The following is a 16,694-nucleotide window of genomic DNA, read 5'->3' on the forward strand; positions in this document are numbered from 1 at the left end:
CCGTGCAAAGCAGCGGGATTGCATCAATTGCGTGGCTCACTATAGACCGTTACGGTTCTACAATATGGAACCATTTCATTATTCCGGATAGAACCACTTGGACACCGTGATCTTGTCGGATTGGCTCGCCGCGCGGCTCGACCGCGCGGCCGCCGAACCAGTCTACCGGCAGACGTTGCGGCTCATGCAGCAGGCCATTCTGACCGGCCAGCTGCCGCCCGGCGCCAAGCTGCCCAGTTCGCGCACACTCGCCGAAGACCTCGGCATTGCACGCAACACGGTGCTGCACGTCTACGACCAGTTGACCGCCGAAGGCTATGTGATCTCGACCACCGGCAGCGGCACTTATGTTGCCGACACGCGACCGGACACGGCCGCCGTGAATATGCGCAGGAAGCCGGCGGTCGCGAGCGTCGACAAAGAAGACAGTACAGCCAGGGAACCCCCCAAGCCGCCGAAGCGCGATCTTGGCGACCTGTCGACTCGCGGACGGCGTCTGATCGACAAAGCCGGCGTTTCCGCCAAACAGTGGGGCGCGTTCATGCCGGGCGTTCCCGACGTCGCGGAATTTCCGGCGCGCACGTGGAGCCGCCTGCAAGCGCGCTTGTGGAAAGAAGCCAATCCGGATCTGCTCACCTACGCGCCCGGCGGCGGCTACCGGCCGTTGCGGCGGGCGCTGTCGGATTACCTGCGGGTGGCGCGCTCGGTGAATTGCACGCCGGATCAGATCATCATCACCACAGGTATTCATCAATCGATCGACCTGGCGGTGCGCCTGTTGACCGATGTCGGCGACCGCGCGTGGGTGGAAGAGCCGTGCTATTGGGGCGCACGCAGCGTGCTGCAGTCATCGGGGATTACCCTTGTGCCCGTGCCGGTGGATGACGAAGGCCTGAATCCGCGCGAACAGGACTTGCAACAGCCGCCGCGGCTCGCGCTCGTCACACCGTCGCATCAGTATCCGCTCGGCATGGTGATGAGCCTCGCGCGCCGCCGCACGCTGCTCGAATACGCGCGCCAGCACAACGTGTGGATCATCGAGGACGACTACGACAGCGAGTTCCGCTACGGCAGCCGTCCGCTCGCGTCGCTGCAAGGACTCGACGACGCCGGCCAGGTGATCTACGTCGGCAGTCTGGGGAAGATGCTGTTTCCGGGCTTGCGGATCGGCTACATGATCGCGCCCGAGCATCTGGTGGACACGTTCCGCACCGGTGTGGCCGAGTTGTATCGCGAAGGTCAGTTGATGCAGCAGGCGGTGATGACCGACTTCATCATGGACGGGCATCTCACGTCGCACGTTCGGCGCATGCGCGCGCTATACGGCGAACGCCGGCAGATTCTGATCGACGCGATCACTGCGCGCTTCGGCAGCGAACTGCCGGTGATGGGCGACGAGGCCGGCCTGCATCTGGTGCTCGGCCTGCCGGATCACGCGAACGATCGCGCCGTCGCGGCCGCCGCTTACGACGCCGGCGTGATCGTGCGCCCGCTCGCGAGCTATTACAGCAGCGATACGCCCGCGCGTCGCGGGCTGCTGCTCGGTTATGCATGCGTGCCGAACGACAAGATCGGTCCCGCGTTCGACACGCTCGCGCGCGTAATCGAGCAAACCGCGTTGAAGGCGCCGACGCGCGCCGCTTGAGCCCATGCCGCCGCGAGCCTGGCGGCAGGCGGCGGTGCGTTCAACGTTCGATGTTCAACGTAGCGCGCTCAAGACAAACGCCGGGTTTTGCCTGACGCGCGAAGCACCAGGCTCGAACACGCTCACTTCAAGCCGAAGTCGACCCGCGTCGTCGCGCCCTTGTCCTTGATGCCGTCGGCGCTCAGTTTCGGCGCGACGATAAACACGCGGCTGCTGTCGATCTTGCCGTCCAGATACTGCTGCACGCTCTGCGCCCGCTGTTGTGCGAGCTGGCGCAAGCTGGCGTCGTCGATCGGTGCATTGGCGGCGAGCGCGCTCTTCATTTCGTCGTCCGGCACGCTCTTGGTCAAGCCGACAAAATTGCGCGGCTTCTTGAAGTCCGCCGACTTGTAGGCCTTGGTCAGATACTTGTCGTAGTCCTTCGGGTCCACAGTGACGGTCGACAAATCGACGCTCTCGCCGTTGCCCACCACGTCCTTGATTTTCTGCTGCTTGACGAGGCGGTCCACATAGTCGGTGCGCAACCCGGGTTCGTCGACAGCCGGATCGACGCGGCCGATCAGATCCATACGGATCGACGGTTTGTCGGACAGTGCCTTCACGATCGTGTCGAGTTTCTGGGTGTCGGCGTCCGTGAGTTTCGCCGAGCCGGGTTCGAACTCGACGTAGCCCAACTCCTCGCCCTTGCCGCCGAACGCGTTGGCGATCAGCGAGAACGGCGCGGTCACCGCCTTTTGCAGCAGATTGAGCACGGCATGCCAGATGAGGCCGCCAATACTGAACTCGGGATTCGACAACGAGCCCGACACCGGCAGATTCACGTCGATTTCGCCGCGCGAGTTCTTCAGCAGCGAGATCGCGAGACGCACGGGCAGCTTGGTCGCCGTATCGTTATCGACGTGATCGCCGAACGTGAGCTGATCGATGAAAATGTGATTGTTCGCGTCCAGTTGATCGTTCGCCAGCTTGTAGTGCAGATCGACGTTCAGCTTGCCCTTGGTGATCGGATAACCGGCATATTTCGACGAATACGGCGTGAGATTGGTCAGTTCGATATCGTGCGCGACGGCCGTGAGATCGAGCGCCGGCTTCGCAATCAGTGGATTGACCGTGCCGCGAATCGACAGCGGACCATTGGCCGCCAGTTTCGCGGCGATGTCGACCGGCGCGGCCGTGGTCGATTGCGTGCCGAATGCGCCGACCGTGCCCTGAATGTTGACCAGGTTCGCCGTGAAATTCGGCCTGATGAAGTTGTCGGTGTACGTCACGCGACCCTGTTGCAGCACCAGTTGACCGAAGTGCAGCTTGACCGGGCTTGACGGCGGCGTGGCCGCCGTCACCGTGGCGGGCGTAGCCGATGAAGCCGGCGCAGGCGCAGCCGCGACCGCCGATGCCGCTTGCGGCGTCAACGGCACGGGCTCGGCGCCGCTCTTGTCGCGCGTCAGCGATTGCGCGGCACCGGTTTCATGCGCGACGACGTCCTTCAGGTTGAGCTTGCCCTGCGCGTCGAGCAGCACGCGTCCATAGAACTTCGTGAACGTGACGCGGCCTGCGTCGACCACCGTGCCATGCTCGTCGTAATCGGCTTTCAGGTTCGACAATGCAAGCGAGCCCCATCCCGCGAACGGGTCGGAAGTCGCCTTGTCGAGCATGCGGACTTCGACGAGCGCCAAGTCACCGTGATAGTTGGCTTTCAGCGACTTCGCCTGATTCAACGTTAGGTCGCCGTTCGCATTGAGCAGCGCGCTCGCGATTACCGCATTCAGCTTGCCGCCGAAGTACGGTTCGAAGGCCGCCGCGTCGAGCCGGTTGGCATTCACCTTGACGGCCACCTTGAGCGGCGTCGCCGTGACGTCGCCCTTGACGCCGAGCGTGCCCTTCTTGTTCAGCGTGGCTTGCAGATCGATCGGCAGCGGGCGGCTCAGGTCGTCGCTTATGTTCTGCACCTTCAGTTGCAGCGGCGTGATGTTCAGTTTCACCGGCTGCGGCGTGGTGTTGTCGGTGAAACTGGCAGTGGCGTCCTTCAGGGTCAACTCGCCGATCTTGTAGTGCCACGCGGGCCCTTCCGCATGCGCCTTCTTGACCGCGTGAATCGCGGTGCGCTGCGCCGCGGCTTCGTGCTGGCCGGCAAGCGCGGCGAGGTTGATGCTGCCGTCTTTCAGACGCTGCGCATCGACCGCGAGGCCGGTCGTGTCGACGCTGGCGATCTCGGCGTTGCGCGCCGCCACATCCACCTGCTTGATCTTCACGCTGCTTTGCGCGAGCGAGATCAGCGGGTCCTTGCTGTCGCGCGCCGCGACTTTCAGCGATTGCAGATCCAGTTGCGAGTCGGTGACCATTACCGCTACCGGCGACTTCGACCAGTTCGCGCCGACATTGGCGGTGGCAGACAGCGCGCCGTCCGTGATCTGCGCCACGGTCGCCGTGTCGATATACGGCTGCAACAGCGGCAGCTTCAGCGACTTCAGGTCGAGCTTCGCACTCGCCGTCTTCGCGACGAGGCCGAACGCGCCGGCCACGCCGAGCGAACCGCCGGCGTCCTTAAAATCGGTGTTCAGCGTGTAGTGGGCGGGCGCGGTGGCGAGCGTCGAAAAATCGGTCAGCGTCACGGCCAGTTTTTGCAGGCCGACGTCGACGGGCCGCGAGGCGGCGTTGTCGTGGACATTCACCGTGCCGTCATTGAGCACGAAGCGTTTGATCGACAGATCCAGCGGCGGCGCCGTCTTTTCCGTGGCGCTCGAACCGGATGCCGCAAGCGGCGCGCTCGCGGCCGGTTGCGCCGCAGCGGCTTCAGACGCGGACGCGGGCGCGGGCGCAAACATCTTCTCGACGCTCACCACGCCGTCCTTATCGCGCGCAAGGTTGGCGGTCGGCGCGTCGATGCGGATCTCGTCGAAGTGATAGAGGCTCTTCAACGGCTCGAGCGTGGCAGCGGCCACATGCACCGCGCGCGCCGCGAAGAACGGCGCCTTGCTCTGATCCAGCACGTCCACGTCGTTCATATCGACGGTGCCCGCCACGCGCAACGAAGGCGCGTCGTTGGAGACCACGAAATTGAGCTTGAGATCGGTGGACAGTTTGCCGGACTGCACGATCACCGGCAGTTTGGTCGGCACGTAGGACATGAGACGCGGCACATCAAGCCCGTCGAAGCGCAACGACACTTCCGACTCGCGCGACGCGGCAAACGGCTTGGTCCTGCCGTCGATGGCAAGCGGACTGCCGTCGATCCGCGCACGCAGCAAAGGCTCGACGAAGATATCGGTTTTGGACGGCAGCGTGGCGATAAACGGAATACCGAGCTTCCATTGATCGATCACATGCGTCGCGCCGAGCAGTTTGTCGTCGAACGTGATCTGGCCGTTTTCGAGGCGAATGTTCGAGACGGAGAACAGCGTCGGTTTGCTATCGGGCTTGGCCGGCTGCTTCGAGAATTTCTCGATCAGGTCGGTGAAATTGAAGCGCTGCGCGTCGTAGCGAACAATATGAAAGCGCGGCGAATCGAGCTGGATTTCGTCGATGATCGGCGCTGCGCGAAACAGCGAGCTCCATGACGGCTGCACGATGAGCCGCGAGATATCCACGAAGTCGCCCGCGCCGCCGCGCTCGCCGATGTGCACACGATCGGCTTCGAGCTTGAGCGTGTACGGATTGAGCGCAATGCGGCCGATGGTGGCGGGACGGTCGAGTTGTTTGCTGAGCTGTTGCTCGGCAATGTGGCGAATCAGCGGTGGCGCCGCGAAGAAGCCCAGCAGACCAAACAGTACAACGAAGATCAGCAGACCGGTGATGACACGCCGGGTGCGGCGTGACTGCGCGACATCGCGCACGGTCTGCATGGACGAGGCTAATGATGCTTTATTGAGGCTTGCCATGCTCGGTCTTGGGTAGTGCGGCGGCAAGCCCGCCGCGAAAACGAAAATCCCGCAAGCGGCAGTATAAGTCGTGAATCTTTCGTGGGACATAAATGTAAGACGTGGCTTACACATTACTCCGCGCGATAGCGTCGCATGTCCGCCGAGTTGATGCGGCAGACATGCGTTGCTCGATGCGTTAGCCGCTCGTTACTGAAGCGCGGCTGTCACGTCATGGACACGCAAGTATCACTGACGCACGACGGCCGGCGGTTGCCAACTGCCGTCGGTGGCTTGCGGCTTGGGTGCGTACAGACGCAGTACCAGTTGCAGATCGCCACGCGGCGTCGGCAGCCAGTTGCCGCTCTTGCTCCGAGCGGACGACACCGTCACGTCGAGCGAGCCGTCGCGATTGCGGCGCGCGCCATTGCGATCGCCTACCGCCAGCCGCGCCGGCGCGCTTTCGCCGAGCGCGCCGTCCTTCGTATAGGCGGTGATCGACCAGAAGCCGCGCACCGGCGGCAGCTGATTCGCCTCGAAGTGGATCACGTAGCGGTTTGCGCCGTTGAGCGCGCGACCGTCGCTGTCCTGTGTAACGACCGCGCGAACTTCGTCGTCTTTCGTGCCGATGCCCGGTTGCGCATAAGCGGCATAGGCACGCATCGCGTAGTCGGGGCCGTAGTTGCCCACGCCGTCGCCGAACCAGCTCCAGCCGTTGCCGCTCAGCAAATTGGACGGCGGCGTGGCAACACGCTCATGACCGTCGGCCAGACCGGCCGCGATGGCTTCCGGCGCTTTTGGCAGCTTGACCGGCTCGTCCGGCGTCACGCCGAGGTCCGACAGGAATTTGAGCGCATGGGGATCAGCCGGCGTCGGCGGATTGTCAGGCAAGGCCTGAGCGAGTCGCGTGAAGAAGCCGTTCGCGTCGAGCGCGGCGACCTGCGCGGCCGGCGTGCCGGAAGCGCCCGCGGCGGCGTCGGCGGCATTGCTGCGCGGCGGTGTGATCGAGGCGGAGCGGCCGTCGCCCGCGTAGACGCTCAGCGGCGCGACGCGAATGGCGCGCTGCAGCTTATGGACTACCGTCAGGTCGCGCGTGCCGTTCGACTGGATACGCACGCTCACCCACGCGTTGCGAGTCGGCACGTCGACGCGCGTCACACCCTTAGGCAAATCCCCTTGCCAGCCCGGACCGACAAAGGCGATCGCCTGCGCCTTGATGCCCGCCGCGCGCGCGGCGAACTGCGAGCCGGTCGACCACACCACGTTGGTCCACATGTCGAGCACGCGGGCGTCGACGTAGCGGCCGTGCGAATCGGGGAGCGAAACGATCACCGGTTCGCTGCCGACGTCCAGCCAGCCGGTCGAATCGAATGTATCGAGACTCGGCTGCATCGGATTGGCCGCGCCGATCGGCGGCAATGCCTGTGCGTGGCGCAGCGTATTGAGGGGCGCCTGGCCTGGATTGGTGCCGACCGCCGCATCGCGCGCGACGCCCATCAGCACCAGCGGGTAGCCGAATACGTACGAGTCGGCCACTTCGTCCTTGATCCAACCCGTGGATTTTTGCGTCGCGGTGGGCGCCGACGCGCAACCGGCCAGAAATGCAAGGCCCGCGAACGATGCGCAGGTCCAGTGAATCGAAAACAGTGCTCGGCGATTTTTTATCATTCGTTCAGGTGGCGGAACGTGTGGTCCTAAGGGAGACGCCGGCGTCCGGCGAACCCTGTTTGCGCGGCCTCCCAAAGCCCAACGCAGCCAGTCCGCGGTTCGCGATGCCGACAACATCGGGTTGTATCGTATCCTTGCTCACCAGGCAAGCGCAAAGGCAGGATTAGCGCCGTTCGCGCGCGCGAGCCGCTTTTTTGCGGTACGGTTGACGTTTTTTGTTACATCGCCCCGGCACCCCACGCCGTGGGCGACTTTTCATCACTGCTCTTTCGCCCCCTCGTATCCGGAGCGCTTCATGTACATGCCCGCCCATTTCGAAGAGAACCGCCCAGAGGTTCTCCATCGCCTGATCGCCGAGCAGCCTTTCGGCGCGCTGATCACCAACGGGCCGAACGGGCTCGATGCGAACCATGTGCCGTTCGAGTTCGAAGTCCCGTCCGCGGCCGGTGAAACGCACGGCATCCTGCGCGCTCACGTCGCTCGCGCGAACCCTGTGTGGCAGGAAGCCGCCGCGAATCCGGATGCGCTCGTGATCTTCCAAGGGCCGGCCGCTTATATCTCGCCTAACTGGTATCCGAGCAAGCACGAAGCGCATCGGCAGGTGCCGACTTACAACTATATGGTGGTGCATGCTCACGGCCGCATCGTCGTGCGCGACGACGAGTCGTTCGTGCGCGGCCTGGTCGCGCGTCTGACGCGCAAGATGGAAGCCGGCGAACCGGTGCCGTGGAAGATGGGCGATGCGCCCGCCGACTTCATCGCGCAAATGCTCGGCGCGATCGTCGGTATCGAGATCGAGGTGACGCGGCTGGTCGGCAAGTGGAAGCTCGGCCAGAACAAGGCTGCGGACGACCGTCGCGGCGCGGCCGAAACCCTGCTGGCGCGCTCGAGCGACGAACAGCAGGCCGTGGGCCAAGCCATGCTGGACGCGCCGCCGGCCTTCTGAGCGGGCGTTTCGGCGAGGTACCGGCGCCTTTGAAGCGCGCCCTGCAATTCGCCCTTGACCTTCCCATCATGGGAAGGTCAATACTGGGTTCATGATGCGGCCTGATGCCGCCACGAGCCTTGCCTACCATGAGCGAACTTGCCAACCCACAGCGCCCCGCGGACGCTGCCCCCCCGTCCGCCCGGACCGCCGAACTCGACATCGGCGGAATGACTTGCGCCTCGTGCGCGCTGCGCGTCGAGAAAGCGCTCAACAGAGTGCCGGGCGTCACGCGTGCGTCGGTGAATCTCGCCACGGAACGAGCGCGCATCGAAAGCGACGCCACCGTCGATCCCGAGACGCTCGCCAATGCCGTGCGCAAGGCGGGCTACGACGCCACACTGTCCGCCTCCACGGACACGCCGCCGCTCGTAGCTGAGGCGCAGCAATCCACGGAACTGGCGATCGGCGGGATGACCTGCGCCTCGTGCGCGACGCGCGTCGAAAAGGCGCTGGCGAAAGTGCCGGGCGTGGTCGGCGCGTCGGTGAATCTGGCGACCGAAACGGCGACCGTCAATCTGGATGGCACGGCCGCCGCACCGGACGCGCTGATCGCCGCCGTCAAGAAAGCGGGCTACGAAGCGACCTTGATCGTGCCGCCGGATGCATCGGCGGCTGCCGACCACGCTGACCGCGCCGCGCCCGCCGACCGCAAGCGCGACCAGACCCGCCGCGAACTGGCCGCCGTGCTCGCCTCCGCCGTGCTGACGCTGCCGCTCGTCGCGCCGATGGTCGGCGAATGGTTCGGCCTGCACGCGATGCTCTCGCCGTGGCTGCAACTCGCGCTCGCTTCGATCGTGCAGTTCGTGTTCGGCGCGCGCTTCTATCGCGCGGCCTATCGCGCCGTGCGGGCCGGCGCGGGCAATATGGACTTGCTGGTGGCGCTCGGCACGTCGGCGGCGTATGGCATCAGCGTCTACGAACTGGCGACCCATCCGGGCGACATGATGCATCTGTATTTCGAGGCGTCGGCGGTCGTGATCACGTTGGTGCGCTTCGGCAAGTGGCTCGAAGCGCGCGCCAAGCGCCAGACGACGGACGCTATCCGCGCGCTCAACGCGCTGCGCCCCGAGCGCGCGCGCATTCGCGTCGGCGCCGACGAACGCGACGTCCCGCTCGCGCAAGTGCGAGTCGGCACGGTGGTGATCGTGCGTCCCGGCGAACGCGTGCCGGTCGACGGCGCGGTGCTCGAAGGCCGCACGCATATCGACGAATCGCTGATCACCGGCGAAAGCCTGCCGGTGCCGAAGCAGGTGGCCGACGCGGTCACCGCCGGCTCGATCAACGGCGAAGGCGCGATTGCCGTGACGACCACCGCGATCGGCGCGGAAACGACGCTCGCGCGGATCATCCGCCTCGTGGAAAGCGCGCAGGCGGAGAAAGCGCCGATCCAGCGTCTCGTCGACCGGGTCAGCGAAATCTTCGTGCCGGCGATTTTGGCGATTGCCGCGCTCACGCTGGTGGGCTGGCTGATCGCCGGCGCGGGCGGCGAAACCGCGATTCTGAACGCGGTCGCCGTGCTGGTGATCGCCTGCCCGTGCGCGCTCGGCCTTGCCACGCCGGCGGCGATCATGGCGGGTACCGGCGTCGCGGCGCGGCGCGGCGTGCTGATCAAGGACGCCGAAGCGCTGGAGACCGCGCATCGCGTGACGATCGTCGCGTTCGATAAAACCGGCACATTGACGCTCGGCCAACCGTCGGTGACGGCGTTTGAACCGATTGGCGGCATCGGCCGCGATGAAGCGCTGGCGCTTGCCGCAGCGGTGCAACGTAATAGCGATCACCCATTGGCGCGGGCAGTGATCAAGGCGTATGAAGAAGCAGCAGCGACGAACGGTGACGGCGCGGCCGCGCCTATCCAGGCTCTTGTCAGCAAGGCGAGCGCCGCGCGCGCCGTCGCGGGGCGTGGCGTCGAAGCAGACGTCAACGGACGCACGCTTGCGCTGGGCAGCACACGCTGGCTCAACGAACTCGGCATCGACTTGCCGCCGGAACTCGCCGCACGCGCTCGCGAACTCGAAGCCGCGGGCAACACGGTTTCCTGGCTCATGCAGCGCAATCCGCAAGCGCCCGCGGGACTCGCCTTGATCGCTTTCGGCGACACCGTTAAACCGACCGCACGCGCCGCCGTCGAACGACTGGCGCAAATGGGCATCAAGAGCGTGCTGGTCACCGGTGACAACCGCGGCAGCGCTGCGAGCGTGGCCAAGGCGCTCGGCATCGACGAATTCCACGCGGAAGTTCTGCCCGACGACAAAGCCCGCGTGATCCGCGACCTGAAAATCCGCAGCGCCGGCATCGTGGCGATGGCGGGCGACGGCATCAACGACGCGCCCGCACTCGCCGCCGCCGACATCGGCATCGCGATGGCGACCGGCACCGACGTCGCCATGCACGCAGCGGGCATTACGCTGATGCGCGGCGATCCGGCGCTCGTGGCCGACGCCATCGACATCTCGCGCAAGACGTGGCGCAAGATCCAGCAGAACCTGTTCTGGGCGTTCGCTTATAACCTGATCGGCATTCCGCTGGCCGCCTTCGGCTTGCTGAACCCGATGCTCGCCGGCGCGGCGATGGCCTTTTCGAGCGTGAGCGTCGTTACCAACGCGCTGCTGCTGCGCACGTGGCGCGGCGCGCAGCGCAGTTCGGCGCACTGAGCGCGCGCGCATTGAAGCGCTCCGCCGGCAACATAGCCAATTACGAAGTGCTTTCAAATTTCTAAAGAAAGCGGACGCCGCGGCCGTAAACAAGTCATCGACGCCGGGCATGCCTATGCATGGCTCGTGCGTCCTTGTCCTTCCTTACTCCACAAACGTCCATGGAATTTCTCTCTTTGCGCCGCGCCAGCGTCGGCGCGCGGCTCGCCATACTTTCGTGCGTGCTGGTGGCGTTGATTTTCGCCGCGTTCACGTGGGCGCTCACCCGCACCGCCGGCCAGCAGATCAGCGATCAGGTGCTCGAACGCATCGCCGATAAGGACCGCTCCATCGCCGCGATGATCAAGCTGTTCGACAAAGCCTTGTCCAACGAGGTCGATCGCTCGATGTCGCTATTCGCGAGTTTCCTGCCCACCGGCTACGCGCTCGACGAGACCCAGAAGGTCGACATCGGCGGCGTCGCCACGCCGACCATCAAGGCGGGCGACAAAGTTCTGAACATGGACTTTTCCATCCCCGATCTGTTTCTCGAACGCAGCGGCGCGGTGGCAACCATCTTCGCGCGCAGCGGCGATGATTTCGTGCGCGTCACGACGTCGCTGAAGAAACAGGACGGCTCGCGCGCGATCGGCACGCTGCTCGACCGCAAGGCACCGGCCTATGCGCTGCTGCTCGCGAACAAGCCTTATACGGGACTCGCCGCGCTCTTCGGCAAACGTTTGATCACGCAATACCGGCCGATCACGGACGCAAGCGGCCGCGTGATCGGCGCGCTGTTCGTCGGCGTGAACGTGGACAAGGAAATTCAATCGGTCCAGGACGGCATTCGCACCCTGAAGATCGGCGACAGCGGTTATTACTTCGTCGTCAACGCGTCGAACGGCGCGGATCGCGGCAAGCTGATCGTGCATCCGGCCGCCACCGGCCAGAACGCCGACAACGCGAACGCGCCGTATCAGCAGATGCTCGACATGAAGGAAGGCCAGCTCGAATACAGTTCGGCCGACACAACACTCGGCGAACGCGGTTCGCGCGACAAGTTCGTCTCGTTCGTGACGGTGCCGGAATGGCAATGGCTGGTGGGCGGCGTCGCGCCGCGCGACGAAGTGATGGCCGACGTCATCACCACCCGCAACGAATTCCTGCTGCTCGGCCTGGTGCTCGTCGGCGTGTTCGCAGCCGTGTTCCTGTTTGCGGTGCGACGCCTCGTGAGCCGCCCGCTCGACGAAGCCGCCAAGGCATCCGAGCGTTTCGCCTCGGGCGATCTAAGCGTGCGCGTCGCGAAGGGCGCGAACGCGCGCGCCGATGAAATCGGCCGCCTGATGCAGTCGATCGACGGCATCGGCGAAGGTCTCGCGCGCATCGTTTCGCAAGTGCGCAATGCTTCGACGGATATGTCGCACGGCACCGAAAAGATCGCCACCGGCAGCGGCAATATCGCCGCGCGGATCGCCACCCAGGCGAGCAGCCTCGAGGAAACGGCAGCCAGCATGGAAGAGATCACCTCGACCGTGCAGCAGAACGCCGACCACGCCGCGCAAGCCAACACGCTCGTCGCGCGCGCCGCCGATGCCGCGCTCGAAGGCGGCCGCGCTGTCGAACGCGTGGTGTCGACGATGGGCGAGATCAGCCGCTCGTCGCAGAAGATCGCCGAGATCACGAGCGTGATTGAAGGCATCGCATTCCAGACCAATATCCTCGCGCTGAATGCAGCGGTGGAAGCGGCACGCGCCGGCGAGCACGGCAAGGGCTTCGCGGTCGTGGCTTCGGAAGTGCGCGCGCTGGCGCAACGCAGCGCGGCTTCGGTGAAGGAGATCGAGAGTCTGATCGCGACATCCACGGCGACCGTGCAAAGCGGTTTCCAGATTGCCGAAGAAGCCAGTTCGACGATGCAGGGCATCGTCCAACAGGTCGGCCAGGTGCGGGCGATCATGGGCGAAATCAGCGTCGCGTCGCGCGAGCAATCGGGCGGCATCGAGCAGGTGAATCTCGCCGTCACGCAGATCGGCGAAGCCACGCAGCAGAACGCGACGATCGTCGGCGAGGCCGAACTCGCGGCGGCCGAGTTGCGCGATCAGGCCGCGCGTCTCGCGCAAGTGGTCAGCGTGTTCAAACTGGGGAACGGGCGCGATTGAGGTGCAGTGGTCGCGGCACGGTGCGGCTCGTCGCGCCGAGCGCCGCCCGCTGTTGCGGCAGTGTCGCCGCTCGGCTTCTTCAGAACTCGACGTCCAGTTCGTCGATTTCCTCCACTTCCTGTTGCGCGTCGGCGATCCACTCCAGCATCTCGGGCATCGCCATGATCCGCTGCCCGTATTCGACGATCTCCGGATCGAGTTTGACGTCGTAGGTCACGAAACGCGTCACGACGGGCGCGTACATTGCGTCCGCCGCGGTGCGCTCGCCGAACAGAAACGGCCCGCCGTACTGCTTCAGACAATCGCCCCAGATTGTCACGATGCGATCGATATCCGACTGTGCCCGCGCCCACACCTTGAAGCCCGGAAAGTGAGCTTTGAGGTTCATCGGCAGAGCCGAGCGCAGCGAGCCGAAACCCGAGTGCATCTCGCCGCAGATCGAGCGGCAATGCGCGCGGGCGCGAATATCTTCGGGCAGCAGCTTCGCGTCCGGTTTCAGTTCGTTCAGGTATTCCGCGATCGCGAGCGTGTCCCAGATTTTGATGCCGTCATGAACGAGGCACGGCACCAGGATCGACGGCGACAGCAACAGGAGTTCGGCGCGTGCCGCGGGATCGTCGATCGGCATCACGATCTCTTCGAAAGGCAAACCGCTGAACTTGGTCAGCAGCCAGCCGCGCAACGACCACGACGAATAATTCTTGCTGCTGATGGTGAGCGAGGTATTCGCCATACGATTCTCCTTCAGATGAGGCGCTCGGTCGGCGCCTGACGCGATGCGTGCACGTTGCCGTGCGCGCGCGCACCAAAGCGCGGCAAATTCGGCCCGTTCTCCCGACTCGCGCAAATGCTATGCCAACGTGATGGCACGGCTGCACCAGTGCGTATGCATGCATGGCACATGACTTGCCTTTATTTGGGTTCCTTCCTCTTCAGCATTCGTGCGAAGGTTATGAACCTGTTCGCATATCCCACATACCAGGCTTTCGCCGACATGATGCTGCCGATGCGGCACGGCGCGGCGCTGGTGAATCATTCGCTCGACGCGTGGCCTGCGTTCGCCGAGACATCGCATGGACGCTCGATCCGCGCGGGTTGCGAGTTGTTGACGCTGGCCGGACTCACGCCCGTGCGGCCGCCGTTCGAGATCGACAGCGTAATATCGGAAGGCAAATCCGTGGCGGTCGTCGAGGAGATCGCGGCGCACACGCCGTTCTGTTCGCTATTGCATTTCCGTAAGGAGACCCAGCCGTCGGCGCCGCAACCGCGCGTGCTGGTGATCGCACCGATGTCCGGCCACTTCGCGACGCTGCTGCGCGGCACCGTGCGCACCATGCTGGCCGAACACGACGTCTACGTTACCGACTGGCACAACCCGCGCGACGTGCCGTTGAGCCAGGGCCGCTTCGGCTTCGACGAATTCGTGCAGCACGTGATCGACTTCACCGAAACGATCGGGCCTGGCGCGCATCTGCTGGCCGTGTGCCAGCCAACCGTCGCCGCGCTAGCCGCAGTCGCGCTCATGGCCGCCGACGATCATCCCGCGCAACCGGCGAGCATGACGCTGATGGCCGGCCCGCTCGATACCCGCATCAACCCGACGCGCGTCAACGAACTTGCCAAAAGCAAACCGCTGGAGTGGTTCGAGCAGAAGCTGATCAGCGCGGTGCCGTTCGGTTTTGCGGGCGCGCATCGGCGCGTGTATCCGGGCTTCATGCAGTTGACCGCGTTCATGGCGATGAACCTCAACCGACATCTCGACTCGTTCGAGACGATGCATTACGAGCGCGCCAAAGGCGATCCGGCGAAGGCCGACACGATCCGCACGTTCTATGAAGAATACTTCGCGACGATGGACCTGACGGCTGACTTTTATCTGGAGACCGTCGATACGGTTTTTCAGCGTCATGCGCTGCCGTTGCATGCGCTCGAAGTGCGAGGGCGTCTCGTCGAGCCGTCGAAGATTCGCCGCACCGCGTTGCTCACTGTAGAAGGCGAGAAGGACGATATCTGCGCCGTCGGCCAGACGCTCGCTGCGCAAGACATGTGCGACAAGTTGCGGCCGTATCTGAAGACGCATCACGTGCAGACTGGCGTCGGGCATTACGGCGTGTTCAATGGACATCGCTGGGAGCGGCATATTTATCCGCGCGTGCGCGCCGTGATCTACGACAACGAACCGCGCGCCGTGCTGGTGAGTTCGGGGGCGCGCACGATTCAGCCGGTGCCAGCAGCGACGGCTGCAGAGGTCACTCCAGCAGCGCCGGCGGCAACGGCGGTGGTCGATGTGGAAGTGGGCGCGGCGGCAACGGCCGGGGCGAATGGATCGAGCGCCACGTCGAGTGCGGGTTCAACGGCTGCCATCAAGCCGCAGGCGTCACGCGCTCCGCGCAGACGGCCGCCGGCGGCGCAATGACTTGTTGTTCAGAAGCGAGCGGCGGCTGCCTGCTTGATTGCGTAGTACTCGCGCTACTCAAGCATGCAACCGCTGTCGGCTTTCGCTAAGCCGCAATACTCTTCCACGGCGTCACTGCTGGCACCTCGCACGGTCCGTCGACTTCAATCGATTTAAAATCGGCCGGCGAGACGATTTCGATGTACTCCATATCTTCCGAGTAGTCGAACAGATAGTGGACGATGCCCGGCGCCTGATGCACGCAATCGCCGGCGGCGACGAGCGTCTCCTTGTCGCCATACATAAAACGCGCCCAACCCTTCAGCATGATCACAATGTGGAAATCGGCCTCATGACGGTGCCAGCCGGTGCCTTGCTCTGGTGCGTGATTCGCCTTGACGAGTTGCGCGAGCACCTTGCCGCCGGTCGCCTGCGCGATGCCTAAATCACGGTAGAGAAAAAAGTCGCGTAAGCCCTGATCCTCATAGGACGTGTCTTGCGGACGGACATGACTGAATTGCGTGGCGAATTCGGTGGACATGATCGCGCTCCTCGCGAGTGAGCCGGCAGTTGAAAACGACGCGTTGGAGCGTCGGTTGCAAGCATCAAGCGCGCCAGTGTGCGGGCACTGCTTTTTGCTTTTTGCGCGATGCGGAGGCGATGCCGTGGATGTCGCGCCATGTGGCGAGGCGCGACGTGGTTTTGAGCGCTGTGGTGTCTACGCGGTCGGGCGGAACATCTCGAACATGTCGCCGATTTCCGCGTAGTCGGCGCGGTAGCCGGCGCGCATGATCGGCTGCGCGGCGTGGGTGTCGAACAGGCCGTCTTTCAGATACGCCTCGTTGATATGCACGCCGACCACTTGCCCGAGCGACAGATAGTTGTCCATCGGCGTGCCGTCGAGCGTATGCAGCCGCACCACTTGCAGCAGCTTGCATTCGAGCGCAGCCGGCGATTCGGCGACGTGCGGCACGGCCACGTTGCGACCCGGCGCGGGCGTGAGGCCGGCGAGTTCGAATTCGTCGACGTGCGGCGGGACTGGCGCCGACGAGCGGTTCATCTGCTCGGCGAGCGGTTTGGTGGCCAGATTCCAGACGAATTCGCCGGTGGCTTCGATGTTGGCGACGCTGTCTTTGCGGCCTTCGCTGCAGAAACCGATGATCGCCGGAAAGGTGGCGAACGCGCCGAAGAAACTATAGGGCGCGAGGTTCAATGTGCCTGCGGTGTCGCGCGAGGAAATCCAGCCGATCAGACGCGGCGCGACGATGGCTTTGAACGGATCGTGCGGGAGGCCATGGCCGGTGGCGGGGTCGTAGAAGTAGTGGGGCATGGAGATTTGGGGCCTTGCTGATGGG

Annotated in this window: 10 protein-coding genes; 5 read left to right on the top strand and 5 right to left on the bottom strand. The window is 64.5% G+C overall.

Annotated elements, in window-relative coordinates; all coding sequences use genetic code 11:
- Positions 1 to 97: 97 nt before the first annotated feature.
- The gene (locus HF916_RS27420; RefSeq protein WP_168791862.1) at positions 98 to 1,645 is read left to right on the top strand and encodes a PLP-dependent aminotransferase family protein; all 1,548 of its coding nucleotides are present in this window, start codon (positions 98 to 100) and stop codon (positions 1,643 to 1,645) included.
- 122 nt (positions 1,646 to 1,767) lie between these two features.
- Here HF916_RS27420 and HF916_RS27425 read toward each other — a convergent pair whose 3' ends face one another.
- Together HF916_RS27425 and HF916_RS27430 are read right to left on the bottom strand one after the other, a co-directional pair.
- Positions 1,768 to 5,520, bottom strand: a complete 3,753-nt coding sequence (locus HF916_RS27425; protein WP_168791863.1) for a DUF748 domain-containing protein — start codon at positions 5,518 to 5,520, stop codon at positions 1,768 to 1,770.
- A 228-nt stretch (positions 5,521 to 5,748) separates the two neighbouring features.
- Positions 5,749 to 7,167 carry a DUF1254 domain-containing protein gene (locus tag HF916_RS27430; RefSeq protein ID WP_168791864.1) on the bottom strand — a complete coding sequence of 473 codons (1,419 nt, stop codon included), beginning with the start codon at positions 7,165 to 7,167 and terminating at the stop codon, positions 5,749 to 5,751.
- Between the two features lie 295 nt (positions 7,168 to 7,462).
- Between HF916_RS27430 and HF916_RS27435 the strand changes: the two genes are divergently transcribed.
- The 3 genes from HF916_RS27435 to HF916_RS27445 all read left to right on the top strand — a co-directional run bounded on the left by HF916_RS27435 (position 7,463) and on the right by HF916_RS27445 (position 12,944).
- A complete protein-coding gene (locus tag HF916_RS27435) occupies positions 7,463 to 8,113 on the top strand; it encodes an FMN-binding negative transcriptional regulator (protein ID WP_168791865.1) in 651 nt (216 codons plus the stop codon).
- Positions 8,114 to 8,241: 128 nt separating this feature from the next.
- On the top strand, positions 8,242 to 10,809 hold the full coding sequence (locus HF916_RS27440; protein WP_168791866.1) for a heavy metal translocating P-type ATPase: 2,568 nt from the start codon (positions 8,242 to 8,244) through the stop codon (positions 10,807 to 10,809).
- Positions 10,810 to 10,970: 161 nt separating this feature from the next.
- Complete coding sequence (locus tag HF916_RS27445; RefSeq protein ID WP_168791867.1) at positions 10,971 to 12,944, top strand: methyl-accepting chemotaxis protein; 1,974 nt, start codon at positions 10,971 to 10,973, stop codon at positions 12,942 to 12,944.
- 79 nt (positions 12,945 to 13,023) lie between these two features.
- On the opposite strand, the gene HF916_RS27450 is transcribed toward HF916_RS27445, so the two are convergent.
- The gene (locus HF916_RS27450) at positions 13,024 to 13,677 is read right to left on the bottom strand and encodes a glutathione S-transferase family protein (RefSeq protein WP_168791868.1); all 654 of its coding nucleotides are present in this window, start codon (positions 13,675 to 13,677) and stop codon (positions 13,024 to 13,026) included.
- 219 nt (positions 13,678 to 13,896) lie between these two features.
- Here HF916_RS27450 and HF916_RS27455 point away from each other — a divergent pair, with 219 nt between their 5' ends.
- Positions 13,897 to 15,360, top strand: a complete 1,464-nt coding sequence (locus HF916_RS27455; protein ID WP_168791869.1) for a polyhydroxyalkanoate depolymerase — start codon at positions 13,897 to 13,899, stop codon at positions 15,358 to 15,360.
- 85 nt (positions 15,361 to 15,445) lie between these two features.
- Here the strand turns inward: HF916_RS27455 and HF916_RS27460 are convergent, their stop codons facing one another.
- Together HF916_RS27460 and HF916_RS27465 are read right to left on the bottom strand one after the other, a co-directional pair.
- Positions 15,446 to 15,880 (bottom strand): cupin domain-containing protein, encoded by a 435-nt coding sequence (locus HF916_RS27460; RefSeq protein ID WP_168791870.1) that lies wholly within the window; start codon positions 15,878 to 15,880, stop codon positions 15,446 to 15,448.
- A gap of 177 nt (positions 15,881 to 16,057) precedes the next feature.
- On the bottom strand, positions 16,058 to 16,669 hold the full coding sequence (locus HF916_RS27465; RefSeq protein WP_168791871.1) for a flavin reductase family protein: 612 nt from the start codon (positions 16,667 to 16,669) through the stop codon (positions 16,058 to 16,060).
- Between the last annotated feature and the right edge of the window lie 25 nt (positions 16,670 to 16,694).

The sequence above is a fragment of the Paraburkholderia aromaticivorans genome (assembly GCF_012689525.1).
Lineage (GTDB): Bacteria > Pseudomonadota > Gammaproteobacteria > Burkholderiales > Burkholderiaceae > Paraburkholderia > Paraburkholderia aromaticivorans_A.

Coding starts and splice junctions, on each gene's coding strand:
- HF916_RS27455 (WP_168791869.1), top strand. CDS start 13,897: ATGAACCTGTTCGCATATCCCACATACCAGGCTTTCGCCGACATGATG.
- HF916_RS27430 (WP_168791864.1), bottom strand. CDS start 7,167: ATGATAAAAAATCGCCGAGCACTGTTTTCGATTCACTGGACCTGCGCA.
- HF916_RS27440 (WP_168791866.1), top strand. CDS start 8,242: ATGAGCGAACTTGCCAACCCACAGCGCCCCGCGGACGCTGCCCCCCCG.
- HF916_RS27460 (WP_168791870.1), bottom strand. CDS start 15,880: ATGTCCACCGAATTCGCCACGCAATTCAGTCATGTCCGTCCGCAAGAC.
- HF916_RS27435 (WP_168791865.1), top strand. CDS start 7,463: ATGTACATGCCCGCCCATTTCGAAGAGAACCGCCCAGAGGTTCTCCAT.
- HF916_RS27450 (WP_168791868.1), bottom strand. CDS start 13,677: ATGGCGAATACCTCGCTCACCATCAGCAGCAAGAATTATTCGTCGTGG.
- HF916_RS27445 (WP_168791867.1), top strand. CDS start 10,971: ATGGAATTTCTCTCTTTGCGCCGCGCCAGCGTCGGCGCGCGGCTCGCC.
- HF916_RS27465 (WP_168791871.1), bottom strand. CDS start 16,669: ATGCCCCACTACTTCTACGACCCCGCCACCGGCCATGGCCTCCCGCAC.
- HF916_RS27425 (WP_168791863.1), bottom strand. CDS start 5,520: ATGGCAAGCCTCAATAAAGCATCATTAGCCTCGTCCATGCAGACCGTG.